Genomic DNA, 24,902 nt, shown 5'->3' with positions numbered 1-24,902 from the left:
TGCTTGTCAGGGTAAAGCGGCCGTTTGCATGCCGCTATGGTCATTGTCGTAACAGGTATCCGAAATAATGAGCGTATCCACCGAACCTATGTCTGACGCCAAGGGGAAACCCGACGTCAACGTCATGGGGCGTTATCAACATATTCTTCGCCACCGTTTATTGATGATGGGGGTGTTGGCACTGGCGATTGTTGGTTCGCTGCTGCTGGATTTTACCATGGGGCCATCCGGGCTCTCTCTGTCCTCCCTGTGGCAAACGCTGATTGACCCTGCGGCGGCAGATGCCGGAACGCGAGTGATCGTGTGGGATATCCGCCTGCCTTACGCGTTGATGGCGGTGGTGGTGGGGTTTGCGCTGGGTTTGGCCGGCGCGGAAATGCAGACTATCCTGAATAACCCGCTTGCCAGTCCGTTCACCCTCGGCGTTTCTTCCGCTGCGGCCTTCGGGGCGGCGTTGGCTATCGTGCTGGGTATTGGCGTGCCGGGCATCCCGGACCAGTGGTTTATTTCCGCCAACGCGTTTGTTTTTGCCCTGTTTGCCGCACTGATGCTGGACGGTATCACGCGCTGGACACGGGTTGCCACCTCCGGCGTCGTGCTGTTCGGTATTGCGCTGGTGTTCACCTTTAACGCACTGGTTTCAATGATGCAGTTTATCGCCAGCGAAGACACGCTGCAGGGGCTGGTGTTCTGGACCATGGGCAGCCTGGCGCGCGCTTCATGGGACAAGTTGGGTATTCTGCTCGGCGTGTTCGCCGTGCTGTTGCCATTGTCGATGATGAGCTCCTGGAAGTTGACCGCGCTGCGGTTGGGCGAGGATCGGGCGGTGAGCTTCGGTATCGACGTGCGTCGCCTGCGCCTCACGACTCTGCTGCGCATCAGTATTCTTTCCGCGCTGGCGGTGGCGTTTGTCGGCCCTATCGGTTTTATCGGCCTGGTGGCACCGCACATCGCTCGCATGATTTTCGGTGAGGATCACCGCTTCTATCTGCCGGCCAGCGCCTTGATTGGCGCGTTGGTGCTGTCGATGGCTTCAGTCGCCTCGAAAAACCTGATCCCGGGCATCATCATTCCGGTCGGCATAGTAACGTCACTGGTGGGCGTGCCGTTCTTCCTGAGCATTATTCTGCGTCATCGGGGGAATGTATGAGTCAGGGATTGCGTATTGAACATTTTTCCGCCGGTTACCCAAAGCGCCAGGTTATCCGCGATCTTGCCGTGCCGATGCTGCCGCGCGGGCAAATCACCGTGCTGCTGGGGCCGAACGGCAGCGGAAAATCGACGTTGCTGCGTTCTCTGGCCGGGCTGAACCCGGCGCAGGGGCAATTGTGGCTGGATGACGTCGATTTGATGCAGATGCCCTTTGCCCGTCGTGCGGAAAAAGTGGTGTATCTGCCACAGTCGCTACCTGCGGGGGTGCATTTGCACGTGCTGGAGTCGATCATCGTAGCGCAACGCGCTTCGGGCGGCCGCAGCAACGCCGGCAGTGAGGCGGAGGTCATGGCCTTGCTGGCGCAGCTCGGTATCGATCATTTGGCGCTGAGCTATCTCGATCAGCTTTCCGGCGGCCAGAAACAGTTGGTGGGGTTGGCGCAATCGCTGATCCGCCAACCTTCGCTGCTGCTGCTGGACGAACCGCTGAGCGCACTTGATCTCAACTACCAATTCCACGTGATGGATTTGGTGCGTAAAGAGACGCGTAAACGCAATATCATCACTGTGGTGGTGGTGCATGACATCAATATCGCCCTGCGGCATGGCGACCACGTGTTGATGCTGCAGGATGGCGAGTTGATTGCCGACGGTACGCCGGAAGAGGTGATCACGCCGCAGAGCCTGGCGAGAGTCTACGGCGTGTGCGGGCGCATTGAGCGCTGTTCGCAGGGAACGCCGCAGGTGCTGATCGACGGTTTGGTTACCCAGCCGGTGATCTGAAAGATTACTGCGTTTTGAAAGTCAGCTATTTTGACAACAGAAAGGCCCGGTGTCGTACAGATACCGGGCCTTTCTGTTTTAGCGTTTTGAGCACGCAGCGCGCGCCCCTGTTGGCATCAGAAGTTGTACGTCATGCCGACGGTGTAACGGCGGCCGTCCAGGGTGGTGTTGTAGTTATCGTAATCGACGGTTTTGTCGAGAATGTTGTAAACACCGCCGGTGACCGTCAGGTCTTTATTCGCCTGGTAGCTGAGGCCGGCGTCAACAAAGGTATAGGATGGCGTGTTCTTGGCCATTGAGGTGCGGCTCAGGTATTCCGATGTCTTGCTGCGGAAGTTGACGCGTGACCACAGGCTAACGTCATGGGTGGCCTGCCAGTCCAGTACGGTATTGAGCATGTGCTTCGGCATCTGGTTCAGCGCCTTGCCCTGGAACTCGCCGCTTTTTTGCTCTGACGAGGTGAAGGTGTAGTTGGTGTTCCACTTCCACTCTTTGCTGATCTGCCAGCCGAAAGTGGCTTCCACGCCGCGCATATTGGCTTTATCGACGTTAGTGCGATCGCTGATAAAGTCATAGAGATCGCCGCCGATGGTGCAGTCTGGCGTATCCTCACAGCGTCTTACTTCGGTGATTTTGTCTTTAAAGTCGGTGTTGAATACCGTTACGCCGGCATTCAGATTCTGCTGATTGTCCCACATGAGGCCGATCTCTTCGCTCAGGCTCTTCTCTGGCTGCAGATCCGGATTGCCGACAATAATGCCCTTGCGCACGCCGCCACCGGTAACCTGTCCCCAACTGGCGGAAGATTGACGCAGGTCCGGTGAGCGGTAGCCGGCGGATACGCCGCCTTTCAACGTCCACTGCTCTGTCAGGTGCCAGACGCCGTACATGCGTGGTGTCCAATGGTTGCCGTAGTTCTGATCCTGATCCATGCGGATGCCGCTGGTCAGGCTGAAATCGTTAGTCAGCGCCCATTCGTCTTCGGCAAATAGCGCCCAGCTCCAGCGGGTCAGTTGGTTCAGACCTTGGGCGGATTCAAGCTTGTTGCCGCTGTCGCCCAGCTTTTCGTAGCGGTATTGGCCGCCAAGGTTCAGCATATGGGAACCCAGTTCGAACTGATTCTGGGTGTTGAAGATGGTGTTATACATCTTCATGTCGCGGCCGGGATTATTCGTCTCTTCGCGCTGAATGTAGCTGGTGGTATTGCCGAAATCGTAATAGCCATTGTGGGTCAGGGCGTAGTTGGTACGGGTATAAAGGCTTTCGCTGCGCGTGCTTGGGGTGCATTTACCTTTGCTGCAACGTTCCGCGACTACCGATTCGCCCGGCGTGCTGTTACGGTCCTGCAGCGAACGGCCGACTTCAAAGTCGAATTCGTTTTTGTCGTCCGGCGTCAGGCTGAATACCGCAGTACCGCTGCGCATGCGTTGCTCGTTGTAACCGTTAACGATTTTGTCCTCGGCGCGGCGCGACAGCAGGCCATTGACCCGCAGGCCGAGCAGGCCTTCAATCAGCGGGCCGGAGGCGTAGGCGTTGGTCTGGAAAATATCGCCGGAATCGCTGCGTTCCTGGAAGGTGGCGTCGCCGTGCAGCGAACCTTTCCACTCGGTTCTGGAGGTTTTGCGAGTGATGACGTTGATTACGCCGCCCATGGCGTCGGAGCCGTACAGCGAAGACATCGGCCCGCGCACCACTTCGATGCGTTCAATCGCCTCCAGCGGCGGCAGCCAGCCTTGTTCGATACCGGAGTTGTCGCTGTTCGGGCGGGTGCCGCGGGTGTCCACGCGTTTGCCGTCCACCAGAATCAGGGTGTATTTGGAGGACATGCCACGGATGCTGATATCGCTGCTGCTGGCACCGCCGGTGACCACCACGCCCGGCACGTCTTTCAGTGCGTCGGTGATGTCTCGGTAGGCTTTGTCTTCGATCTGCTGGCGTGGGATCACTGAAATAGAGGCGGCGGAATCCTGGATTTTTTGCTGGAAACCGGAGGCGGTCACCACCATGGTGTCCTGGGTATCCTCTTGCGCCGCCAGTGCGCCGGTGCTGGCGAGTGAGGCGATAATCAGTGCGGTGAGTTTGTTATAGCGTGGCTTTTCCATGGGCAACCTTTCCTGGTTTGCTGTAATTCGACAAAGGTGTCGACTTAACGGGTTGAATAATAGGTAGAAACGGTTCCCTGTCGTGGCAGGGGACATCATTTCGGCAGTATTTCGTCAGGCCATTGTAAGGATTTAAAACTGAATGTAAACGCAAATGATAATTCGTATCATTTGTATGCTTAAAAAGAGGTAGGGAGAGGTAACCGGATGAATTAAAGGGAAAACCGGCGCGGCAGGGCGCGCCGGGGGAAAGTCAGCGTTTTTGGATGTAGGTGATAGCCAGCGCCAGAGCCAGTACCAGCCCTTTGATAATATCCATCGCATAGTAGGGGACTGAAAGCATCACCAGCCCATTTTGTAAGACGCCGAGGATCACCGCACCGACCAGCGTGCCGAGCGCGTTGGGTTTGCCGGAGCCGGCCAGAGAGAAACCGATGTAGGCGGCGGCGACGGCATCCATCAGATAACCGCCTCCGGCGTTAACCTGTGAAGAGCCGATACGTGACGCCAGCAATATGCCGCCAAGCGAGGCCAGCAGCGAGGAAATCACATACGCGGCGACCTTGTAACGTACCGTGCGGATCCCCGAAAGGCGCGCCGCCTCCGGGTTGCCGCCGATGGCGTACATGCGGCGGCCGTGTTTGGTCAACGACAGGAACAATTGCACCACAATCGTGACCGCCAGCATAATCAGCACAATCACCGGTACCTGGCCCAGCGCGGAGAAAATGTCCGGGATGAGCCCCTCGGCCATATCGCCATTCGGCAACAGCATATTTTGGGTGATCGATCCGCCGTAACTGTAAGTCATGGCAACGCCCTGGATCACAAACAGGCTGGCCAGCGTCGCCAGCATGTCAGGGATCTTCAACACCACAATCAGGAAGGCGTTGAACAGGCCAACCAGCGTACAAATCAGCAGCGTCAGCACAATCGCGCCGGTGGTACCGAAGCCGTACCAAACGAACAGCGAGACCACCAGCGCGTTAGCCAGTGAGGCGGTGGAGCCGACGGAAAGATCGAAACCGCCCACCGACAACGAGATAGACACCCCGATGGCGATCACCGTAACGATGGCGATGGAGCGCAGAATGTTGATGATATTGTTGGGATCGAGGAAGTTGTCCGACGCCAGCCCGAACAAGGCGATCAGCGCGACAACGGTGAGCAACATCCCCCATTTGTAGAGAAACTCAAACAGCTGATGACGCCAGGGCTGTGCATTGGGCAGGGATAATTCTTTACTCACGCAGGGGTTCCTCCGGTGGAATACAGTAATAGGGTTTCTTCATCAATATCGGCGGCGTTCAGCTCCGCCACCACACGGCCGTCCCACAGAACGCAGATGCGATCGCACAGGCCGAGTAGCTCCGAGAACTCGCCGGAGGCGTAGATAATGCCTTTGCCGTCGCGCGCCAGGCCGTCGATCAGGGTAAACAGCTCCTGTTTGGCCTTGATATCCACCCCCTTGGTCGGCTCATCGAAAATCAGCACGTCGGCATCGCCACGCAGCCATTTGCCGATGGCTACCTTTTGCTGGTTGCCGCCGGAAAGCCTTTTTAGCCTCTGCTGCGGGCCGGAGGCGCGAATGTTCAGGCGTTGCATGATATCGCGCGCCCAGCGCAGCTCCTCTCGGCGGCTGAACAGGCTCCAGCGCGAGAAACTGTCGTCGGCGCTCACGCTCAGGTTCATCGGGATGGCTTCATCAATAAATATGCCTTCTTTGCGGCGCTCTTCCGGCACCAGCGCCAGCCCCTGTTCAACGGACAGATGCGGTGCGCGCGGTGCCCAGGGCTTGCCGCGCAGCTCGCCGCGTTCAACTCGGGCCGGCGAGGCGCCGAACAGCGCCTTGCACAGTTCGGTTTTGCCCGCGCCGGCCAACCCGGCGATACCCAAAATCTCCCCCTGATGCAGCCGCAGGGAGACGTCGCGCAGCTTGTGGCGATCGTGCAGGCTCTCTACCTGCAACAGCGTGCGCGTGCCGTGCGGCGGCCGCGGTGATGGGAAGATATCGTCCAACCGGTGGCCAAGCATTTTCTCGACAATCTGCTCGCCGACCAACCCCTGCATGGCATCTTCACTGACGTGGCGGCCATCGCGCAGCACCGTCAACCGATCGCAAATTTCACTCAGCTCGTGAATGCGGTGGGAGATAAACACAATGCCGATGCCTTCGGACTGCAAGCGACGCACCACGCGGAACAGGCGCTCGCTTTCGGCGCGATCGAGCGGGGCGGTGGGTTCATCGAGCACCAGGAAGCGGCAGCGATGCGACAGCGCGCGTGCCAGCAACACCTGCTGTTTTTCCGCCAGCGTGCACTCTGCCAGGCGCTGGCGCAGGTTGAGGGATAAATCCAGTTGCTGAAGCAGTTGCGCAGCCTGGCGGTACATCTGCGCCCAGTTGAGCAGATGGCCCGGTTCGTTCAGCCAGTCGAGCATGATGTTTTCGGCCACCGACAGCGTGGGGATCAGCGCTACGTCCACCTCCTGCTGCACCACGTGGATGCCGTGTCGGCGGGCTTGCAGCGGTGAGTGAATATCGACTTTTTGGCCGTCGATAAAGATCTCGCCGCGGTAATGATCATGCGCACCGGAGAGGATCGCCATCAGCGTTGATTTTCCCGCGCCGTTGGCACCGACCAGTGCATGCGTGGAGCCCCCCTGCAGGGTGAAGTCGACGTTTTGCAGCGCATTGAATCCGGCAAAGGCGATCGAGATATTGCGCATCTCGAGGCGTGAGGGCGTTGCGGTTGGCATAGTGTGATTAAAAGACGTTTAGGTGTTTAGATGGCTAAAGATCTTCTTTTTTAACACAGATTGCGATTTTGGCAACAAACTAAATGGCATAACTGAGACGAAAAAATTCCTGGAGAGGCGCGCTAGAATCCCAAACGGTCCCGCAGCGCATAGTAGGCCGCACCGAGGGCGGTGAAGGGAACGCGGAACTGACGCCCGCCGAAAAAGGGCAGGTGCGGCAACCGGGCGAAAGCGTCAAAACGTTCGGCATCGCCGCGCAGCGCTTCGGCAATCAGCTTGCCTGCCAGATGGGTGCTGGTGACACCATGGCCGCTGTCACCCTGCATGTAATAGACGTTATTCTCCAGCCGGCCGAACTGCGGCATGCGCGACAGCGTCAGCAGGAAATTGCCGCTCCAGCGGTAATCGATACGCACCTGTTTCAATTGCGGAAAGGTTTTTAATAGCTTGGGCAGGATCAAGGGGTCGATATCGACCGGATCGCGCGCGCCGTAAACCACGCCGCCACCGTACAGCAGCCGGTTATCGGCGGTCAGGCGAAAATAATCCAGCAGGTAATTGCCGTCTTCGACGCAAAAGTTATTGGGCAGCAACGACAGCGCCATGTCTTTTGACAGCGGTTCGGTAGTCAGAATTTGCGAGCCGCACGGCATGCTCAGCCGGCTGAGGCGCGGCTCCAGTTTGTCGCCCAGATAAGCGTTGCCGGCAATAATCACAAAACCGGCGGTGACCGACCCCTGTGCGGTGTGCACCCTGGCCGGTTGGCGGTAATCAATACGCGTGGCCGCCGACTGTTCGTACAGCCGCCCACCGTGACGGCGTATCGCGTCAGCTTCGCCCAATGCCAGATTGAGCGGGTGCAAGTGGCCGCCGTTGTGGTCCAACAGCCCTCCCACGTAGCGTTCGCTGGCTATCTCGCGCCTAATTGCCTGCTGGTCCAGCAGCTCCAGTCGGGCATTGCCATAGCGCCGCCAGTTGGCCTGTTGGTGTTCCAGCGTACGCAGTTGTTTAGGGTTCAGCGCGGCGAAGATACCGCCGGGGCGATAGTCGCAGGCGATGGCGTAGTGATCGATGCGGTTGCGGATAATCTCCGCGCCTTCGAACATCATGCCGCCAAGCATGGCGGCGGTATCTGCGCCGTAACGCGCCTCGATCACATCGATATCGCGACTGTAAGAGTTGACCACCTGACCGCCGTTGCGGCCGCTGGCGCCCCAACCGATACGCGCAGCCTCGAGCAGCACCACATCAAAACCGGCCTCGACCAAATGCAACGCCGACGACAGGCCGGTAAAACCGCCGCCAACGATGCAGACGTCGCAGCGGATATCTTCGTTCAGCGCCGGATAGGGCGCGAACGGATTGGCGGTGGCGGCATAATAGCTGGCAACATGTTCCGTCATGACTCCTCCGCCAGAATCGGTCAGAAGGTGGTGGGCGTATGCGCGCTGACGATTCGGCAGACGCGCGCCGACGTATTGCTAAAACTGTGGGGAATGCCGGTATTGATGGCGTAACTCTGGCCGGCGGTCAGGCAATAGGTCTGGCCGTTGATGGTCAGCATTATTTCGCCTTCCAGCAGAGTGCCTATCTCCTCGCCCTGATGCTTGATCTTCTCGCCGGTGGTGGTGCCGGGTTGATAGGTTTCCAGCATCATTGCCAGATTGCGCGCCGGATTGCCGTTGTGCACCAGCTTCATCGACACGCCCTGGCTGCCGATTTCGATCAGATCCTCCGCGTCGATCACCACTTTGGGTTCATCGGCGGCTTCCGGTTCGGCAAAAAAGGCGGACAGCGACAGCCCATACACCTTCAGCAGCTTTTGCAGCGTACTGATGGCCGGGCTGACCTTGTCCTGTTCGATGGTACTGATTGCGCTGTGGGTTAACCCGGACAGTTCGGCGACTCGGCGCTGCGACAAACCCAATTGCAGACGGATCTGTGACAGGCGCTTACCCGGCGCCAAGCTGACTTCGCTCATAGCGGTACTTCCTTCTGATAGGGACGACAGGCAGAAATGAATAACAGGGTCGGGTGCCTGTCTGAGGGATATCGACACAGCATGATATCGGTAGTTAAGGTAGATTTGGAAAATATATTGCCCATAGTCACCCCCGTTCTGGCGGACGAAATTCTGTTCGTTAAAAGGCAGTCAACGCCTTTTCGGTCAATATTTTATCAATTTAGCAGCCGGTGGCGAATAATCAAACGGGATTGTAACATTTGCAAACCATTTGTGTTAAGGCTATGTTTCATATTATGGATGTTATTTTGAGCGCCAGACAGGGCGCAGTCTACAGAGAAATCAGACCATGTGTTGAACCGATCGGCAGACGGATGCGCAAGCGTCCTTAGAGCATAATGGCGGGTGATGTATGCAAACCAATATCGCAGCAGTTGAAAATTTTGCACAGCATAATGAAGAGAGGCGAAGTAGCGCGTTCCAACGTGAGGTTGCTCACTATCTGGAACGCCATCCCTCAACGCAGTATATCGATATCCTTCTCACAGACCTGAATGGTTCCTTCCGCGGTAAACGTATTCCCGTCTCCGGGCTGAAAAAATTGGAAAAAGGCTGTTACTTCCCCGCCTCGGTATTCGCTATGGATATTCTGGGCAACGTGGTGGAAGAGGCGGGCCTGGGCCAGGAACTGGGCGAGCCGGACCGCGTGTGTATGCCGGTGGCCGGATCGCTGACCCCGTCGGCGGCGGACCCGGACAATATCGGTCAGGTATTGCTGACCATGCTGGATGAAGATGGTACTCCCTTTGACGTTGAACCCCGTAATGTCCTGAATCGAGTGTGGCAGGCGTTGCGCCAGCGCGGCATGTTCCCGGTGGTAGCGGTAGAGTTGGAGTTCTATCTCATTGATCGACAGCGAGACTCTGAAGGTTATTTGCAACCCCCTTGTTCGCCCGGCACCCAGGAGCGAAACATGCAAAGCCAGGTCTACTCGCTGGATAACCTGAATCATTTCGCTGAGGTGTTGAACGACATCGACACTCTGGCGCAGATGCAGGGGTTGCCGGCGGACGGCGCGGTGGCGGAGGCGTCGCCCGGCCAGTTCGAGGTGAACCTGAACCATACCGATAACGTGCTGCTGGCCTGCGATCATGCACTGTCGTTGAAACGCCTGGTGCGGCTGGTGGCGGAAAATCATCATCTGCACGCGACCTTTATGGCGAAGCCCTATGAGGAGTACGCCGGTAGCGGCATGCACGTGCATATCAGCATGCTGGACGGTGACGGCAAGAATCTGTTTACGGATGCGGATGGCGAAGACTCGCCGCTGTTGCACCGCGCGCTGGCCGGGATGATCACTTTGATGCCTGCCTCCATGGCGCTGCTGGCCCCCAACATTAACGCCTTCCGTCGTTTCCAACCGGGGATGTATGTGCCTACCCAGGCTTCCTGGGGGCATAATAACCGCACTGTCGCGCTGCGCATTCCCTGCAGCGATCCGGAGAATCACCGGGTGGAATACCGTGTCGCCGGTGCCGATGCCAATCCCTATCTGGTAGTGGCGGCGATTCTGGCTGGGATCTTGTACGGCCTGGACAACGAGCTGCCGCTGCCTGAGCCAGTGACCGGCAACGGACTGGAACAGGAAGGGCTGCCGTTCCCGATCCGACAAAGCGATGCGCTGTATGAGTTTGAGCACCAGCATGAGCTGACGCAGTATCTGGGCGAACGCTTTGCGCAGGTTTATCATGCTTGCAAGATGGATGAGCTGATGCAGTTTGAGCGGCTGGTAACGGAAACCGAAATTGACTGGATGTTGAAAAACGCCTGAGCCTGGGTAAACTGAATGTTAATATTCTGGTGATAAGCGGATTGATAGCGGAATAATTCGCCTTGCGGGCGGGTTTTGAGCACAATCGCCAAAAGAATTTGTGTAAGAAGGTTTCCGGATCTTGTCATCCGGCCGCTTTCTGGTGCAAAATATGACTAATGCAGATAGCCGACGTTTTAAAGCGTCGGTTATTTTTTTTGCATTTGTGTTCTAACAACTGTGCGTTTCATACACCAAGCGAGGCCGGACACCGATCCGGATAGATAAATAGTTTCGTGCGCGATCAAACAAAACTTTATGGTCGTGACTCATGAGGATAAGAAAGATGGGGCAATTTTTCACTTTAGCGCCGGCGCCCGCCGGTTTCCGCTGCGGTCGCAGCGATTATGGAGCAGTCAAGGCCATCTTGACCCGTTATCCAGCTTCCAATCCCCTTCTTTTTGAATTCAGTCGCACGTTGCGAAGTTTCCCCGCAACCTTAAGTCTTGGCGTGTCTACGCTCCGCAAGGCAGAAGGTAAGGGGGGGCTGCGTCATGTCCGATAACATCATCAGCGCTGCTCCAGCCCAACGCGCACAACTGCGTAAAACCCTGACTTTAGTTCCGGTAGTGATGATGGGGCTGGCTTACCTGCAGCCAATGACCATCTTCGATACCTTCGGCATCGTATCCGGCCTGACCGATGGTCACGTCGCCACTGCGTACGCCTTTGCTCTGCTGGCGGTTCTGTTTACCGCATTGAGCTACGGCAAACTGGTGCGGAAATTCCCGTCCGCCGGTTCTGCTTATACCTATGCTCAGAAAGCCATCAGCCCGCACGTCGGCTTTATGGTGGGCTGGTCGTCGTTGCTGGACTATCTGTTCATGCCGATGATCAACATCCTGCTGGCCAAAATTTACCTGGAAGCCATCTTCCCGGGCGTGCCTTCATGGATTTTCGTGGCGGCGCTGGTCGCGCTGATGACCCTTTTCAACCTGCGCGGCATCAAGCTGGTGGCGAACCTGAACTCCATCATCGTGGTAGTGCAGGTGGCGATCATGATCGTGTTCCTCTGCCTGGTGGTGAACGGTATTTCCCACGGCGAAGGCGCGGGCACGCTGATCAGCAGCCGTCCGTTCTGGTCTGAGAATGCGCACGTGGTGCCGATGATTACCGGTGCGACCATTCTGTGCTTCTCGTTCCTCGGGTTTGACGGCATCAGCTCGCTGTCTGAGGAAACCAAAGACGCAGAGAAAGTGATCCCGAAAGCCATCTTCCTGACGGCATTGATCGGCGGCATCATCTTCATTGTGGTGTCTTACTTCGTGCAGCTGTACTTCCCGGACATCTCGCGCTTCAAAGATCCTGACGCGTCCCAACCGGAAATCATGCTGTACGTGGCCGGCAAGTTCTTCCAGTCGGTGATCCTGGTGTTCTCCTGCGTAACCGTACTGGCTTCAGGTATGGCGTCGCACGCCGGTGTTTCGCGCCTGATGTATGTGATGGGCCGCGACGGCGTATTCCCGGAGCGTTTCTTCGGTTATGTGCACCCGAAATGGCGTACCCCGGCGCTGAACGTACTGCTGGTCGGCGTGATTGCGCTGTCTGCGGTGTCGTTTGACCTGGTGACGGCGACGGCGTTGATTAACTTCGGTGCGTTGGTGGCGTTCACCTTTGTGAACCTGTCGGTGATTTCGCAGTTCTATATCCGCGACAAGCTGAACCGTACCGTAAAAGACACCTTCAACTACCTGATTTTGCCGGTGTTGGGTGCGCTGACCGTAGGTGCGCTGTGGCTCAATCTGGAAACCAGCTCAATGACGCTGGGGCTGGTATGGGCGGCGATTGGTCTGATTTATCTGGCTTTCGTGACCCGCAGCTTCCGTCTTCCGGTGCCGCAGGCCAGTGAAGACGTGGCATAAAGCTTAACCGGACATCATTAAAAAGGGCGCATTGCGCCCTTGATTTTGATGACAAAGTTGTCTTTGAACCCGAGATACCCGGGCCTAGCGCACCGAGGGGCCATTATGGGACACGTCCGTGTGTCCCACCCTGCGGGCCGACATGAAGTCGTTCCAATTTGCTCCCGGCAAATTGGTCGGCGGGCAAGCCGCTACGATCCCTTCGGCACGCTCTCCCTAATAACGGGCTTTGTCAGCAGTCTGAAGGGCGCATTGCGCCCTTTGTTGTTTTTATTAGCCCACCAACTCTTTGCCGTATTCAAACAGCGCTTTCAGCAGCGCAGTCTTTTCTTTATCGCCTTCGTGCAGGTTATACAGTGATTCCAGCTGCAGCACGTAGCTCTGCACCCGTTCGGCGCTCAGGGCCTCCTGACGGTGCTGCAACCAGCGGCGCTGCTCGGCGTCATCCAGCGTATTCGGGTAGTTGCGGGCGCGGAAGCGGAACAGCAGCTCTTTCATGCGTCCATCGCTGAAGGTCAGATCCAGGGCCGGCAGATTCTGCGGCTTGGTTTGCTGGATGATCCTCATCGCCGCCTTGTCGGCATCGCTGAAGAAACCGTCGTACAGCCTGGCGTCCACATCGTCGACGGCTTTAAAAGGCTCGGCATCGGCGAACAGCGCCACCACCTTCTCGCGGACTTGCGGATTCTGGCGCAGCAATTGCAAATTCTGCAGGCAGGCCTGGCGGTCGATACCCAATCGCTCGGCGTTTTCCGGCAGCAGCGTCTTGGCAGGTGCCAGCACCGGGCATTTATTGATATGTACCAGCTTGATCGGCACCGGGGATTGGTCGGCCGCCAGATCCTCACGGCGGGTATACAAGCGTTCACGCAGTTCGTCGGCGCTCAAGGTCAGCAGCGGGGTCATATCGCCGGCCAAATCGCACATGATCACCGCATTCTTGTTGTCCGGGTGCCAGGCCAGCGGCGATACCCAACTGGTGTTGCCGCGCGCTGCGCCGAACATCCCGGAAACGTGCACCAGCGGCGTCATTTCCGCGATATCGATCAAGGCGTTCAGCTTGTGTTTGTTGCGGTGTTGCAGCAGAAAATCAAACAGCCGCGGTTGCGCCTGCTTCACGAGCTTGGCCATGGCGATGGTGGCGTAAACGTCCGACATGGCGTCATGGGCATGCTCGTGCTCGACGCCGTTGGCGCGAGTCAGATGTTCCAGGCGGAAACTGGGGAACCCATCTTCGTTCTCCGGCCAAACGATGCCCTCCGGCCGCAGCGCATAGCAGGCACGCATCACGTCAAGCAAATCCCAGCGGGAGTTGCCGTTTTGCCAACTGTAGGCGTAGGGATCATAGAAGCTGCGATAGAAAATATTACGGCTGACTTCGTCATCGAAGCGGATATTGTTGTAACCCAGAATACAGGTGCCCGGCACGCTGAACGCCTGATGGATTTCGCGCGCAAAGTCGGCTTCGTTAACGCCTTTGGCCAGCGCCAGTTGCGGCGTGATACCGGTGATCATCACCGCTTCAGGATCGGGTAGGTAATCGTCGGCCGGTTTGCAGTAAATGACCAGAGGTTCTTCGATGATATTGAAATCCATATCGGTACGCACGCCGGCAAACTGCGCCGGGCGGTCCATCGATGGGCTTTTGCCGAAGGTCTCGTAATCGTGGATGTAGAATGTGGCCGGTGCCTTACTGCTCAAAATCGCATCTCTCACTTGGCGTAGGGAATATGCCTCTATTGTAACGGCGGGATGCACGATGCCAAGCGGTCGTTACCGTTAATCGCCCAAATGCGAAGGATTACGCATTGCGGTAGTAGTTCAGGCGCTGATGAAAGTAGGGGCGTAAGTGGTCGGGGACTTGTTCTTCAGCGCTGATGGCGTTGGAAGCAATGCCATAACGCTCGTTATAAATGACGCTAAGTGCGAGTAAATCGGCTTCAATTCTTTCACGTTCTGCCTGCGGTAAGCTATCCAGCTTTCGACCCATATTCTTCTCCCTGTGAACTAAAGGGCATCATAGGATCGTTAGCGGTACTTGTCCCTACCCCATTCAGGGGGGAGTCTCACAAGGCCCGCGACTCTGCCTGCAGGCTGTGGCCAGATGCGGCAGTGGCATGATAGCTATGTGAGGTTTGCGCCGTGAGCGCCTCCTGGCTTTGTTGATGGTCACGTTCGACGACCCGATTGACCGAAAGAACGCTGCCGAACACCGCCAGCCAGAAAACGCTGCACAGGACCAAAATGCTCAACCAGGCTTTTTGGTTATAGCTCATAGAAACTCCTGACGATAAAAGTGAAAGGTATTGACCGGTAAATTAAATCAGAGCTTGTATCAATGGTCGATAAACGGCGTTGTTTAATACGGATTGTTTTTTATTGAATGTGTTACAAAATACCGTAACGGTGTTTCAGGATATTCCTTAAGACAATATTAAGAAAAGATAACACAGAGCTACTGAGTTCCATTTAATATTCGTTTAATTATCTCCGCATACAATTAGCGACATTCAATGCCAATGTGGGTACATATTATGAAAACGCTGCTATTGACCGGCGCTACCGGCTTTCTTGGTGGTGCAGTCCTTGAGAAATTACTGAATGAAAATCAGTCAATTAACTATCTGCTGTTAGTGCGTGCCGAAAGCGCGCAGCAAGGATTAGATCGCATTCGTATTAATATGGAGAAATTTAATATTGATGCTGAGTTATTTTCTAAAATCACGATAGAAAATATATTGTTGGGCGATTTAAGTGAGCCTGCTAATTTTTTGTCTGACACACGTATTAACAATGTAACGCACGTTATCAATTGTGCGGCAGTAGCGTCATTTGGCAATAACCCACTTATTTGGAAGGTTAATGTTGAAGGCACGTTGGCCTTTGCCGAAAGAATGGCGCAGGTGGAAGGATTGAAACGTTTTCTGCACGTGGGCACCGCCATGTCTTGTGCGCCTGAGCCGGGTTCACTGGTGGCAGAAAGCGCAGAGTTTGAAGAAACCGCCGAGCATCTGGTGGAATACACCCGGTCCAAATCCACCATTGAACAGTTGATGCGTCAACGCTGCCCGCAACTGCCGCTGGTGATCGCCCGTCCTTCCATTGTGGTGGGGCATACTCGCCTTGGCTGCCAACCTTCCAGCAGTATTTTTTGGGTGTTCAGCATGGCGCTGATGCTGCGCAAGTTTATGTGCTCGTTGCAGGACAATATCGATGTGATCCCGGTTGATTACTGCGCCGATGCGATGGTAATGCTACTGAACAGTGAAGCGCTGGATAATGACGTTTACCACATCTCCGCAGGGGAAGAGTGCAGCGTCAGTTTCGCGGATATCGATAGCGCCATTGCCGCCGCGCTGGAGAAACCGCCGCTTGGCGATCGTTATGCACAGGTCAGTTACGAAGCGTTGCTGAAAATGCGCAAGCAGCTAAAGGATATTTTCGGGCCGTGCAACGAGCGGCTGATGCTGAAGGCGATGCGCCTGTATGGCTCATTTGCCATGCTCAACGTTCGTTTCAGCAACGAAAAAATCCTTAAACTGGGTATGCCGAAACCACCGCGTTTTACCGACTACATTGCCTGTTGCGTACAGTCCACTCGCGGTTTATCGATCCAGCAGCAAATGGTGGTGGATTTCAAATAAAGTCAGGGCGAATCGCTCGCCTGGCTACAGACGAAATTTATCGGGGATATCTTTGCCATTACCAGGATGAAGAAGACCAGAAAACGCGGCCCAGCACCACCAATTGGTCTTTACGCTGCGCATAACTCAGATGCTCATCCTGATATTCTTCCCGGTTCAGGGAACGGATCGTCACGCCGCCGTCAGGCTGCTCGATCAAGACCTTCACCCGCAGCAGATTGCCGTGGCGGATAGCGTAGGTTTTACCTTCACGGATGCGGGTGTCATCCGTGTTGATGCCCACCACGTCGCCGTCCTGCAGGCGTGGCTCCATGCTGGAGCCGGAGATACGGATGATCCGCGCGGCATTCACCGCCACCCCCATCTTGTGCAGATAATAGCGGCGGAAGATCAGTGAGAACTCTTCACGATCAACGATTTCATAGCAACCATCACCGGCTGAGAAATCGATATCCAGCAGGGGAATTTCCACAAACTCTTCCTTGTCTTGTTCGGTATCTTCCCACACCACCGGTTTCAGGCGGGCAGGTTGAAAATCCGACTCTGCCGCCACGTTATCGAAAGGGCGCACCAGCTGTTTTTCATGGAAAACGTCAAACCAGCCCTTCGGCAGGTTCAGTTTGGCCTCGATCCGCCTGGCGAGGTTGTCGCCCAGGTTGCGGGAGGATTTCTCACCGGTGATTTGGCTTAGCGTCGGCGCGGAGGACTCAACCAGTATCGCAAACTCATTCTGGTTAACGCCTTGCCGGGCGTAGCGGGCCATCAGGTCGCGCAAATTATTGCGTCTTATTTCTTTGGTTTCCATCGTCGGATGATTGCATTCTTTAGCAAAAAGGTAAATATCGTTTTTGCTAAAAACTGCTTGCGTTTAATTTAGCAATTAGCTAAATCTAAAAGAGTGGACAGCGTTCACGCAGGCAGTGTAGGGGCGACCCCTACATGACGATAAGGTGCTAATGAAGACCAACAGAGAAGAAGGAATCTACGATGTTCAGTATTGATTACAATAGCTACCGTTCGGTGGCCGGTTTTGGCCACCGCGTGCGTTTTCTGGTGTTGCATTACACGGCGCAGAATTTTGCCGATTCGGTGCAATCACTGACCGGAAAATCGGTCAGTGCCCATTACCTGGTGCCGGATCCGGAAGATCAAACCTATCAGGCGGCCGGCTTTAGCGGCGTGCGTATTTTCAACCTGGTAGATGAAGATGAACGGGCCTGGCATGCCGGAGTCAGCAAGTGGGGTAGCCGCAATAATCTCAACGATACGGCGATTGGCATTGAGATCGTGAATCTGGCAAGCGGCGAGGGCGAAGACATTACTTTCCCGCCGTTTAACCCGCAGCAGATCGCGGCGGTAACGCAGCTGGCGCAAAATATCCTGCAGCGCTATCCGGATATCACGCCGATCAACGTGGTGGCGCATTCGGACATAGCGCCGGGCCGCAAGAGCGATCCCGGCCCGCAATTCCCGTGGCGTCAACTGCATCAGGCCGGCGTAGGCGCCTGGTATGACGACGCGGTTAAACAGCATCACCAGCGTGAGTATCACTGCCAGGGCATTCCCACGCAGCGAGAACTGCTGGCGCTGTTCGCCAAATACGGTTACGACACCTCGGCTGCGACCGATGCTGAAGGCTATCGCCAACTGGTACGTGCCTTCCAACTGCATTTCCGCCCGCAGCAGTATGGCGGCGTAATGGATGTGGAAACCGCCGCCATTCTGCGTGCGCTGGTGGACAAATATGCCGCTTAAGGTTCGCCTGCGGGTGGGGGACGCCTCATCCGCCTTTTCTCCACCCGCTTTCCTCCGCTAAACTAAGCTTCTTCCTCGTCATCGGTAACGGGATGCATTGTGCGCCTCGACAGAAAAATATCGCCTTTTGAACGACTGACCTATCGGCATTACCGCGTCGTCCATGGTTTGCGCATTGGGCTGGCGTTTGTCCTGACCTTCCTGCTGATCCGCCTGCTCGAGGTGCCGGAAGGCACCTGGCCGCTCATCACCCTGGTGGTGGTGATGGGGCCGATCTCATTTTGGGGCAACGTGTTGCAGCGGGCGTTGCAGCGCATTGCCGGCACGGTATTCGGTGCCGTCTCCGGCCTGATCGCCCTGTATCTTGAACTTTACTCGCTGTCGCTGATGCTGGCGTGGTGCGGGGTAGTGATGTTTTTCTGCGGCTATTTGACGCTCGGCAAGCGGCCCTATATGGCCTTGCTGGTGGGTATCACGTTGGCGGTAGTCTGCGGTGCCGGGGCCGGTGATATGCATACTGCACTGTGGCGCAGCGGCGACGTGATTTTTGGTTCGCTGCTGGCGCTGTTGTTCAGCAGTATTTATCCGCAGCGCGCTTATATCCTGTGGCGCATGCAGTTGGCCGATTGCCTGCAGAGCGCAGGCAAAATCTACGGCGCCTATCTCTCGCCGAACATGATTGAACGGCCACGGCTGGAGCCGCAGTTGAAAGATCTGCTGAGCCAGGTGGTCAGGTTACGTGGTCTGATCGTCCCCAGCAGCAAAGAAACCCGCATTCCCACAACGGTATTTGAAGCGGTACAGACGCTGAGCCGCAATCTGGTGTGCACGCTTGAGCTGCTGGCGGACGCTTACTGGGCCTCGCGCGAAACCCATTTTATTATGCTGAATGCCAAAACACTGCGCAGCGCGCAACTGTTGACGCTGCGTTCGCTCGAATCGTTGGCGGAAATGATGCACAACGGCCCCCAGGAACAACAGCAGGCGGCGGTGGGGCAACTGAGCGAAATCGCCGCCGAACTGAAAACCCTGATGCAGGAGGCCAGCGTTGTTCAGCACGGTGAAGCACCGATCTATGGCTATGTCTGGCTGAGCATGGAGCTGACGCAGCAGTTGGAAGAACTGGGCGATCTGCTCAAGGTTTGTACCGCTGCCGGTCACGATTAGGGGGTCAGATCATGAAGCAGGCGCTTCGGGTTTTTGTCAGGCGGTTAAAGTGGGTAAGATAAGGCAATGAGAGTTGTGCCTGACCGCCACAAACCTGTATCTTGGTGTCATTGTGGCCGTAAGCAAATGAATCTGTGTATTACTAAAGCAAGGGTATGAAGATGGATAATGCAAATAAGCCGAGTTTCCAGGACGTTCTGGAGTTTGTGCGTATGTTCCGCCGTAAAAATAAGCTGCAGCGCGAAATTATCGACAACGAGAAGAAAGTCCGTGATAACCAGAAGCGTGTGCTGCTGCTCGACAACCTGAGTGAGTACATCAAGCCAGGCATGAGCATTGAAGACGTTCAGGGCATCATTGCCAACATGCGTAGCGACTATGAAGATCGCGTTGATGACTACATCATCAAAAATGCCGATCTGTCTAAAGAGCGCCGTGATTTGTCCAAAAAGCTGAAGGCTATGGGCGAAGTGAAGTAACAGGTTTTATCGGGTCAGGCATTCGCCTGGCCCTTTTAGTTTCCCCGCTCGTCTCTGTTATTGCGCCGAACCGCTAGCCCAACGCCGTTTTGCGCGTTATTGGCCTGCGCCGTAGACGTCAAAATCAAAATATTTATCATTCACTTTCTTGTAAGTGCCGTTGGCAATGATTGTTTGCAGCGCAGAATTGAACGCGTCGCGCAGTGCGGTGTCCTCTTTGCGCAGCCCAATACCGTCGCCGATGCCAAAATACTTGCTGTCATTGAGTTCGGCGCCGACAAACGCAAAGTCTTTCCCTGCCGGAGTATGGAAGAACTCGCCGGCGCTGACGCTGGCCAGCAGCGAAGCATCCAAACGGCCATTGATCAGATCTTCATTGGCTTCCTGCTGGCTCTGATAGGACACCACGTTGACGCCGGCCGTTCGCCACAGGGCCGTGGCGTAGGCTTCCTGGCTGGAACCCTGCTGCACGCCAACCGACTTGCCTTTCAGCGAAGCCGCGGTGGGCTGCAGATCGCTGCCTTTACGGGCCACCAGCCGCGCCGGGGCGTTGGAAACCTTGTTTGAAAACGCAATCTGCACCTGACGCTGCGGCGTGATGGTCATCGACGAGGCTATGGCGTCAAACTTTTTCGCCAGCAACCCGGGGATCATCCCGTCCCAACTGCTCTCGACCCAAACGCATTTGGCCTGCATCTGATCGCACATCGCCTGCGCGATATCGACGCCGAAACCGGTCAGCACACCCTGCGGAGTTTTATATTCCAGCGGTGGATAGGTCGGGTCTACGCCCAACTTAATCACTTTACCGCTAAACCCCCCGCCAAAGGCCGCAAAACTTAACGCCAGTGGCAAGACTAAAACCAGACTCATTGTTGTCTTCATTTCATTTTCCTCAGCGTTGTGGCGGTCAAGTCAGGACATTAAGCCAAAAAGCGCTCAACCAGCTTGACCCAGTAAGTGGCGCCAATGGGCAGGCACTCATCGTTAAAATCGTAACCGGCGTTATGCAGCGCATTTCCGGGCGTACTTTCACCGTTGCCGATTGAGATATAGCTGCCGGGGCATTTTTCCAGCATAAAAGCAAAATCTTCGCTGGCGGTAATTGGCCTCATTTGGCGGATAACCCGGCTTTCGCCGGCCCATTCCTCCGCGACTGAACGCGCCAGCTCGGTTTCTGCCACATGATTCACCAACACCGGGTAGCCGTGCTGGTAGTCGATGTCCGCTGTGGCGCCAAAGCTGGCGGCTTGGGCCGTGACCAGCGCGGTAATGCGGCTTTCCAACCGTTGGCGCACTCCGGCATCCAGTGCGCGCACGCTTAGCGTCATTTGGGCGCTGGCAGGGATCACGTTGGCGGCCTTGCCGGCGTTGATCGCGCCAACCGTGATGATCGCCGTCTCCTGCGGATCGATATTGCGCGAGACGATGGTTTGCAGGCTCATCACTATGGCGGCGCACACTACCACCGGATCGACCGTGTGCTGCGGCACTGCGCCGTGGCCGCCCTGGCCGTGCAGGGTAATGGTGACCGTATCGGCCGAGCACATGAAGGGGCCGCTGGCAAAACCCAGTTGGCCGACCGGGAAGCCGGGAACGTTATGCATGGCGAACACGGCATCACAAGGGAAGCGATCGAACAGCCCGTCTTCAATCATCACTCGGGCGCCGCCGCCGCCTTCTTCCGCCGGCTGGAAAATCAGGTGCAGGGTGCCGATAAACGAAGGGTGCTGTGCCAGATAGCGCGCCGCCGCCAGCAGCATGGTGGTGTGGCCGTCATGACCGCAGGCGTGCATCACGCCGTTATGGGTGCTGGCATAGGGCAACCCGGTGGCTTCTTCGATCGGCAGTGCGTCCATGTCGGCACGCAAGCCGAGCGATTTCCCCGTGCCGCGTTGCAGCGTGGCGACAACACCGGTTTGTCCTACATGACGCGTAATCCGATAACCCCATTCGGCCAGCAGTTTCGCCACCAGATCGCTGGTAGCGAACTCGTTGAAGCCCAATTCGGGATGTGCGTGAATATGGCGGCGAATGGCGACCATTTCGTGCTTAACAGCGGCTATTTCAGGTAAAACAAGCGGGTTTGGCATCGCCGTCTCCAGAGTGAGTTTCCGATTTTCGGCGGGTCGACAGCCGGAAAGCAGGGGGTCTTCGAGACTAGCAAACAACCTTTTTGCCGGGGAGCCGCCGTTCGGTTATGCTGACAATCTTTGGTTGTCAGGGGGCGCGATGAAACTGCATCAGTTACAAGCATTGGTCGCCAGCGCCGACAGCGGCAGCATTCGCGGTGCCGCGCGGCAACTGGGGCTTTCACAAGCGGCGGTCACGCGGGCCCTGCGCGAACTGGAACAGGAGCAGGAACTGCCGTTGCTGATCCGCACGCCGGCCGGATTGGGTTTTACCCCTTACGGCAAAACGCTGTTGGCTCACGCCCGGCTGGTGCTTAACCAGTTGGAACAGGCCAACATGGAGATGGCGGGTCTGCGTGGGTTGGCGGAAGATCAGGTAAAAGCGGCGATAACGCCCTGGCTGATGCTGACGGTGTTGCCGCCGGCGGTGATGGCTTTTCGCAAAAAAATGCCCAAGGTCAAGCTGGAGTTGTTTGAAAGCCTGATGGCCAACGCGCAATCGCAACTGCGAGAGGGCACGATGGATTTCGCCATCACGCCGCTGCCGGCCTCTATGGCGCCGCAGGAGTTTCATTGTGAACCGCTGCTGGACTACGAAACGGCGGTGATGGTGCGGCAAGGGCATCCGTTGAGCCAAAGCACCTCGGTCCACCAACTGCTGGAACAGGACTGGGTGCTGAATTACACGCCGGAAAACTATGACGATTTGGTCCGCCAACTGTTCAGCCGCCATGGCGCCCAGCTTGATCCCCATCGCATCATCCACGCCCATTCCCTTGGCATGCTACAGGCAATGGTGGAGTCGGCGGACATGTGCACCTGGTGCCCGTCGCCGCTGGCCGGGCTGCCGCAGCTTACCGGGCGCCTGATGCCGCTGACGCTGCGGGAAAGCTGCGACCCGGTGCGGCTGAATATCGTCACCCGTCGCAACAGCATCCTGAGCGCGGCGGCGAATGCTCTGATTGACTCTCTGGTGCGCCAACTGCGTCTGCATACCCGCTCGGCACGGCAGGAAGACCGCCGGATTTTCGAACGGGTGCGGCTCCTGATTTAGGTTTGCCTACCCGTATTTGTCATTAGATAAGCGGATAGAGCGAGCGGTTCAGGGCCACGATATCTTGATGAGTCGGGTTGGCACCCAGTTGGCCGAACAGTTCAGGCAACCGATCGCGCTTTTGTGCCGCTTCACCCTTTATGGCTGCGGCCAAGCCTTTCTTCATTTTTTCCACACCGTAATCGCAGCAGTAGGCCGGTGTTGACGGTTGCTGCCGCCAGGACGCTTCAAGAGAACCCGCATCGACCGGATCGAACCCGGTGTCGTTCACCAACGTCATAACAATCTGTTTTAACGTGACGTCATCGCCCGCGACGGCAACCGCCAAACGCGATGGTGAGCCTTTTGACGTTCCGAGCTCCGCAAGCGAATAGGCAAGAATATTGTTGAATGCCTTGATCACCGGGCGCCCAAGTTGTTGCGATACCCATAGGCTTTCAGTCATGCCGTTATCGATTTCCGGAATGCGGGGATCGCGCAAGCCGGGATAATAGTTGCTGGTATCAATCAGCGGCACCGTATCGGGTACCTCATCAAAGAGATCCTTTGGCAGCGATGCCAGTGCAGGCAGCGGGATCGACACAATGATCGCATCCGCTCCCTTCACCGCACCATAGACATCCGCCGCAGTGACCTCGATTTCATCGGCAAAGTTCTGGACGCCCTGAATGCCTTTGGAGTTCGCTACGCGTACGTGATGGCCCGCAGCGTTAAGCTTGCGGGCCAGCGTACCGCCGATATTGCCCGTGCCGATGATGCCAATTTCCATGTTTTTTGCCTCTCTAGAATTAGGGGATTGAGCGTGTGGCCACTTTATGGTGTACATGTTAATCTTGCAAGAACACACCAAAAAGTAAGTAACACCCAAAAAGGTAAGTATGAAGAAAGAACGCGTCTGGAACTGTGAGGATCCCCAACGCCGGCTGGCCTGGGCAGCGGCGACCACCGAGGCCCTGCGGGTGCTGGAAGGCAAGTGGAAAATCATCATCATCTGCCAACTGTTTGCGGCCAAAGGCCCGCTACGTTTTTCTGACCTGGAGCGATTGGTGGAAGGCGTCAATCAAAAGATGCTGATTCAGCAGCTTAGGCAGTTGGAAACCGATGGCATCGTCACACGGACGGTGTATCCGCAAGTGCCGCCCAGGGTTGAATATGCTCTGAGCGCTACGGGTATTGCGCTGGGGCCTGCGATGGAAGCGCTCATCGACTGGGCTGAGGAGAAGCAGCGGATCATGGATGAAGGATCACAGGCAATGTGATGTGATTGTGAAGTCTACAGAGGAATTCGTTGCCCCCAACCCTAACAAGGATGCGCCGCTTTATTGGGGCGGCGTGGTTTTTTGCACGACCGATAAAACCGTTTCTGACGCAGCACGCCAGGGATTAAGCGCCTGCATTTGGGCAAGCACTTCCAGCCCCTGTAGGGTTAAGCGCTCAGAAGAGGCCATATCATTACCCAGATCGCCCAAGGCGATAGAGGCGTTATGGCCCGCATACTCTGCGCAATCCTTCAACCCGCCGAGTACCAGACGACGGGCAACCTCCGCTGCCATGCCTTTCTCGGCAAGCCAGCATTGCAAGCCCTCGGCGAAGAAGTAGAACCACCCATTCATGCAAAGGCTTACCGTCGCCAAATCAAAGTCCGATTCGTTGGGGAGCACGGTCAGTTGGCCCAATCGGGAAAACAGGTCCTGGATCTCTTCGTCGGCGGCCGTCAGGATCACGTTCGATTTGTTGATTTCAGCGGCGAAAGTCAGCATCAATCTGACGCAGTCAGCGTGCCTGAACAGATCTCGCAGGCTCTGAGAACCCATCCCCGGAACCAGAGAAACCAGCGTTTGCGAGCTGCGCAGGTGCACCTGGTTTGCGATTTCATTGAGAGCATGTCGGCTCACACCGGTAATAATAACGTCAGCTTCATCGACGACATCCTGGTAATGATCCAGAGTCCAGCAGGGTAGCTCTCTCTCCAGCCTGCGCGCCCGTTCATTGTTGCCAGAGACAAGAAATATCTGTGCCTCAGGAACGGCGAGAAACATTCCCCTGACCAGTTTTTCGGTCAGTTCGTCAACGTCCAGAATCCCCATCCTTTTCATTAACAACGCTCCGGTGATCAGTCTCTGTTCTGTAGCCGCATTTACGGTGCGGAGAAGTCACGACAGTGCAATTACCGCACTTGTTG

Annotated in this window: 23 protein-coding genes; 10 read left to right on the top strand and 13 right to left on the bottom strand. The window is 56.3% G+C overall.

Annotated elements, in window-relative coordinates:
• Positions 1-67: 67 nt before the first annotated feature.
• Entirely contained in the window at positions 68-1,150 is a 1,083-nt protein-coding gene (locus tag SERAS12_RS16760; protein WP_013813768.1) for an iron ABC transporter permease, read from the top strand.
• Positions 1,147-1,935 (top strand): ABC transporter ATP-binding protein, encoded by a 789-nt coding sequence (locus SERAS12_RS16755; protein ID WP_013813767.1) that lies wholly within the window; start codon positions 1,147-1,149, stop codon positions 1,933-1,935. The genes SERAS12_RS16760 and SERAS12_RS16755 overlap by 4 nt, the downstream gene beginning before the upstream one ends.
• Positions 1,936-2,051: 116 nt before the next feature.
• Here the strand turns inward: SERAS12_RS16755 and SERAS12_RS16750 are convergent, their stop codons facing one another.
• The 5 genes from SERAS12_RS16750 to puuR all read right to left on the bottom strand — a co-directional run bounded on the left by SERAS12_RS16750 (position 2,052) and on the right by puuR (position 8,775).
• Complete coding sequence (locus tag SERAS12_RS16750) at positions 2,052-4,037, bottom strand: ligand-gated channel protein (protein WP_013813766.1); 1,986 nt, start codon at positions 4,035-4,037, stop codon at positions 2,052-2,054.
• A gap of 253 nt (positions 4,038-4,290) precedes the next feature.
• On the bottom strand, positions 4,291-5,286 hold the full coding sequence (locus tag SERAS12_RS16745) for an ABC transporter permease (RefSeq protein WP_004947008.1): 996 nt from the start codon (positions 5,284-5,286) through the stop codon (positions 4,291-4,293).
• Positions 5,283-6,794 carry a sugar ABC transporter ATP-binding protein gene (locus SERAS12_RS16740; protein WP_013813765.1) on the bottom strand — a complete coding sequence of 504 codons (1,512 nt, stop codon included), beginning with the start codon at positions 6,792-6,794 and terminating at the stop codon, positions 5,283-5,285. Before SERAS12_RS16740 ends, SERAS12_RS16745 begins: the two co-directional genes overlap by 4 nt.
• A gap of 122 nt (positions 6,795-6,916) precedes the next feature.
• Complete coding sequence (locus SERAS12_RS16735; protein WP_013813764.1) at positions 6,917-8,197, bottom strand: FAD-binding oxidoreductase; 1,281 nt, start codon at positions 8,195-8,197, stop codon at positions 6,917-6,919.
• A 20-nt stretch (positions 8,198-8,217) separates the two neighbouring features.
• Positions 8,218-8,775 (bottom strand): HTH-type transcriptional regulator PuuR, encoded by a 558-nt coding sequence (gene puuR / locus SERAS12_RS16730; RefSeq protein WP_013813763.1) that lies wholly within the window; start codon positions 8,773-8,775, stop codon positions 8,218-8,220.
• Positions 8,776-9,169: 394 nt separating this feature from the next.
• Here puuR and SERAS12_RS16725 point away from each other — a divergent pair, with 394 nt between their 5' ends.
• Both SERAS12_RS16725 and SERAS12_RS16720 read left to right on the top strand, forming a co-directional pair.
• A complete protein-coding gene (locus SERAS12_RS16725; protein WP_006326689.1) occupies positions 9,170-10,588 on the top strand; it encodes a glutamine synthetase family protein in 1,419 nt (472 codons plus the stop codon).
• Between the two features lie 533 nt (positions 10,589-11,121).
• Entirely contained in the window at positions 11,122-12,489 is a 1,368-nt protein-coding gene (locus tag SERAS12_RS16720; RefSeq protein WP_013813761.1) for an APC family permease, read from the top strand.
• Positions 12,490-12,762: 273 nt separating this feature from the next.
• Here SERAS12_RS16720 and sbcB read toward each other — a convergent pair whose 3' ends face one another.
• The 3 genes from sbcB to SERAS12_RS16705 form a co-directional block, all read right to left on the bottom strand.
• Positions 12,763-14,190 (bottom strand): exodeoxyribonuclease I, encoded by a 1,428-nt coding sequence (sbcB, locus tag SERAS12_RS16715; RefSeq protein ID WP_013813759.1) that lies wholly within the window; start codon positions 14,188-14,190, stop codon positions 12,763-12,765.
• A gap of 100 nt (positions 14,191-14,290) precedes the next feature.
• A complete protein-coding gene (locus SERAS12_RS16710; protein ID WP_013813758.1) occupies positions 14,291-14,479 on the bottom strand; it encodes a DNA polymerase III subunit theta in 189 nt (62 codons plus the stop codon).
• A gap of 76 nt (positions 14,480-14,555) precedes the next feature.
• Positions 14,556-14,765 carry a hypothetical protein gene (locus SERAS12_RS16705; RefSeq protein WP_013813757.1) on the bottom strand — a complete coding sequence of 70 codons (210 nt, stop codon included), beginning with the start codon at positions 14,763-14,765 and terminating at the stop codon, positions 14,556-14,558.
• 258 nt (positions 14,766-15,023) lie between these two features.
• Here SERAS12_RS16705 and SERAS12_RS16700 point away from each other — a divergent pair, with 258 nt between their 5' ends.
• The gene (locus SERAS12_RS16700) at positions 15,024-16,133 is read left to right on the top strand and encodes an SDR family oxidoreductase (RefSeq protein WP_006326621.1); all 1,110 of its coding nucleotides are present in this window, start codon (positions 15,024-15,026) and stop codon (positions 16,131-16,133) included.
• Positions 16,134-16,191: 58 nt separating this feature from the next.
• Here SERAS12_RS16700 and SERAS12_RS16695 read toward each other — a convergent pair whose 3' ends face one another.
• Positions 16,192-16,938: a helix-turn-helix transcriptional regulator gene (locus SERAS12_RS16695; RefSeq protein ID WP_006326620.1), complete on the bottom strand. Its 747-nt coding sequence runs from the start codon at positions 16,936-16,938 to the stop codon at positions 16,192-16,194.
• Between the two features lie 182 nt (positions 16,939-17,120).
• Between SERAS12_RS16695 and SERAS12_RS16690 the strand changes: the two genes are divergently transcribed.
• The 3 genes from SERAS12_RS16690 (at position 17,121) to tmaR (ending at position 19,534) form a co-directional block, all read left to right on the top strand.
• Positions 17,121-17,888, top strand: coding sequence for an N-acetylmuramoyl-L-alanine amidase (locus SERAS12_RS16690; RefSeq protein ID WP_013813755.1), 768 nt, complete (start codon positions 17,121-17,123; stop codon positions 17,886-17,888).
• A gap of 99 nt (positions 17,889-17,987) precedes the next feature.
• Positions 17,988-19,055 (top strand): FUSC family protein, encoded by a 1,068-nt coding sequence (locus SERAS12_RS16685; RefSeq protein WP_004946966.1) that lies wholly within the window; start codon positions 17,988-17,990, stop codon positions 19,053-19,055.
• 161 nt (positions 19,056-19,216) lie between these two features.
• Positions 19,217-19,534, top strand: a complete 318-nt coding sequence (gene tmaR, locus SERAS12_RS16680; RefSeq protein ID WP_006318052.1) for a PTS system regulator TmaR — start codon at positions 19,217-19,219, stop codon at positions 19,532-19,534.
• Between the two features lie 96 nt (positions 19,535-19,630).
• On the opposite strand, the gene SERAS12_RS16675 is transcribed toward tmaR, so the two are convergent.
• Positions 19,631-20,419: an ABC transporter substrate-binding protein gene (locus tag SERAS12_RS16675; protein WP_013813754.1), complete on the bottom strand. Its 789-nt coding sequence runs from the start codon at positions 20,417-20,419 to the stop codon at positions 19,631-19,633.
• A gap of 38 nt (positions 20,420-20,457) precedes the next feature.
• Positions 20,458-21,627, bottom strand: a complete 1,170-nt coding sequence (locus SERAS12_RS16670; RefSeq protein WP_013813753.1) for a M20 aminoacylase family protein — start codon at positions 21,625-21,627, stop codon at positions 20,458-20,460.
• A gap of 139 nt (positions 21,628-21,766) precedes the next feature.
• On the opposite strand from SERAS12_RS16670, the gene SERAS12_RS16665 reads away from it, so the two are divergent.
• The gene (locus tag SERAS12_RS16665) at positions 21,767-22,720 is read left to right on the top strand and encodes a LysR family transcriptional regulator (protein WP_013813752.1); all 954 of its coding nucleotides are present in this window, start codon (positions 21,767-21,769) and stop codon (positions 22,718-22,720) included.
• Positions 22,721-22,742: 22 nt separating this feature from the next.
• Here the strand turns inward: SERAS12_RS16665 and SERAS12_RS16660 are convergent, their stop codons facing one another.
• Positions 22,743-23,546, bottom strand: a complete 804-nt coding sequence (locus SERAS12_RS16660) for an NADPH-dependent F420 reductase (RefSeq protein ID WP_071880459.1) — start codon at positions 23,544-23,546, stop codon at positions 22,743-22,745.
• 52 nt (positions 23,547-23,598) lie between these two features.
• Here SERAS12_RS16660 and SERAS12_RS16655 point away from each other — a divergent pair, with 52 nt between their 5' ends.
• On the top strand, positions 23,599-23,979 hold the full coding sequence (locus SERAS12_RS16655; RefSeq protein WP_013813750.1) for a helix-turn-helix domain-containing protein: 381 nt from the start codon (positions 23,599-23,601) through the stop codon (positions 23,977-23,979).
• A gap of 60 nt (positions 23,980-24,039) precedes the next feature.
• Here the strand turns inward: SERAS12_RS16655 and SERAS12_RS16650 are convergent, their stop codons facing one another.
• Positions 24,040-24,816, bottom strand: coding sequence for an NAD(P)-binding domain-containing protein (locus SERAS12_RS16650; RefSeq protein WP_013813749.1), 777 nt, complete (start codon positions 24,814-24,816; stop codon positions 24,040-24,042).
• Between the last annotated feature and the right edge of the window lie 86 nt (positions 24,817-24,902).

This window comes from Serratia sp. AS12 (assembly GCF_000214195.1).
Lineage (GTDB): Bacteria > Pseudomonadota > Gammaproteobacteria > Enterobacterales > Enterobacteriaceae > Serratia > Serratia plymuthica.
This window is presented reverse-complemented; position numbering and strand designations above follow the sequence as displayed.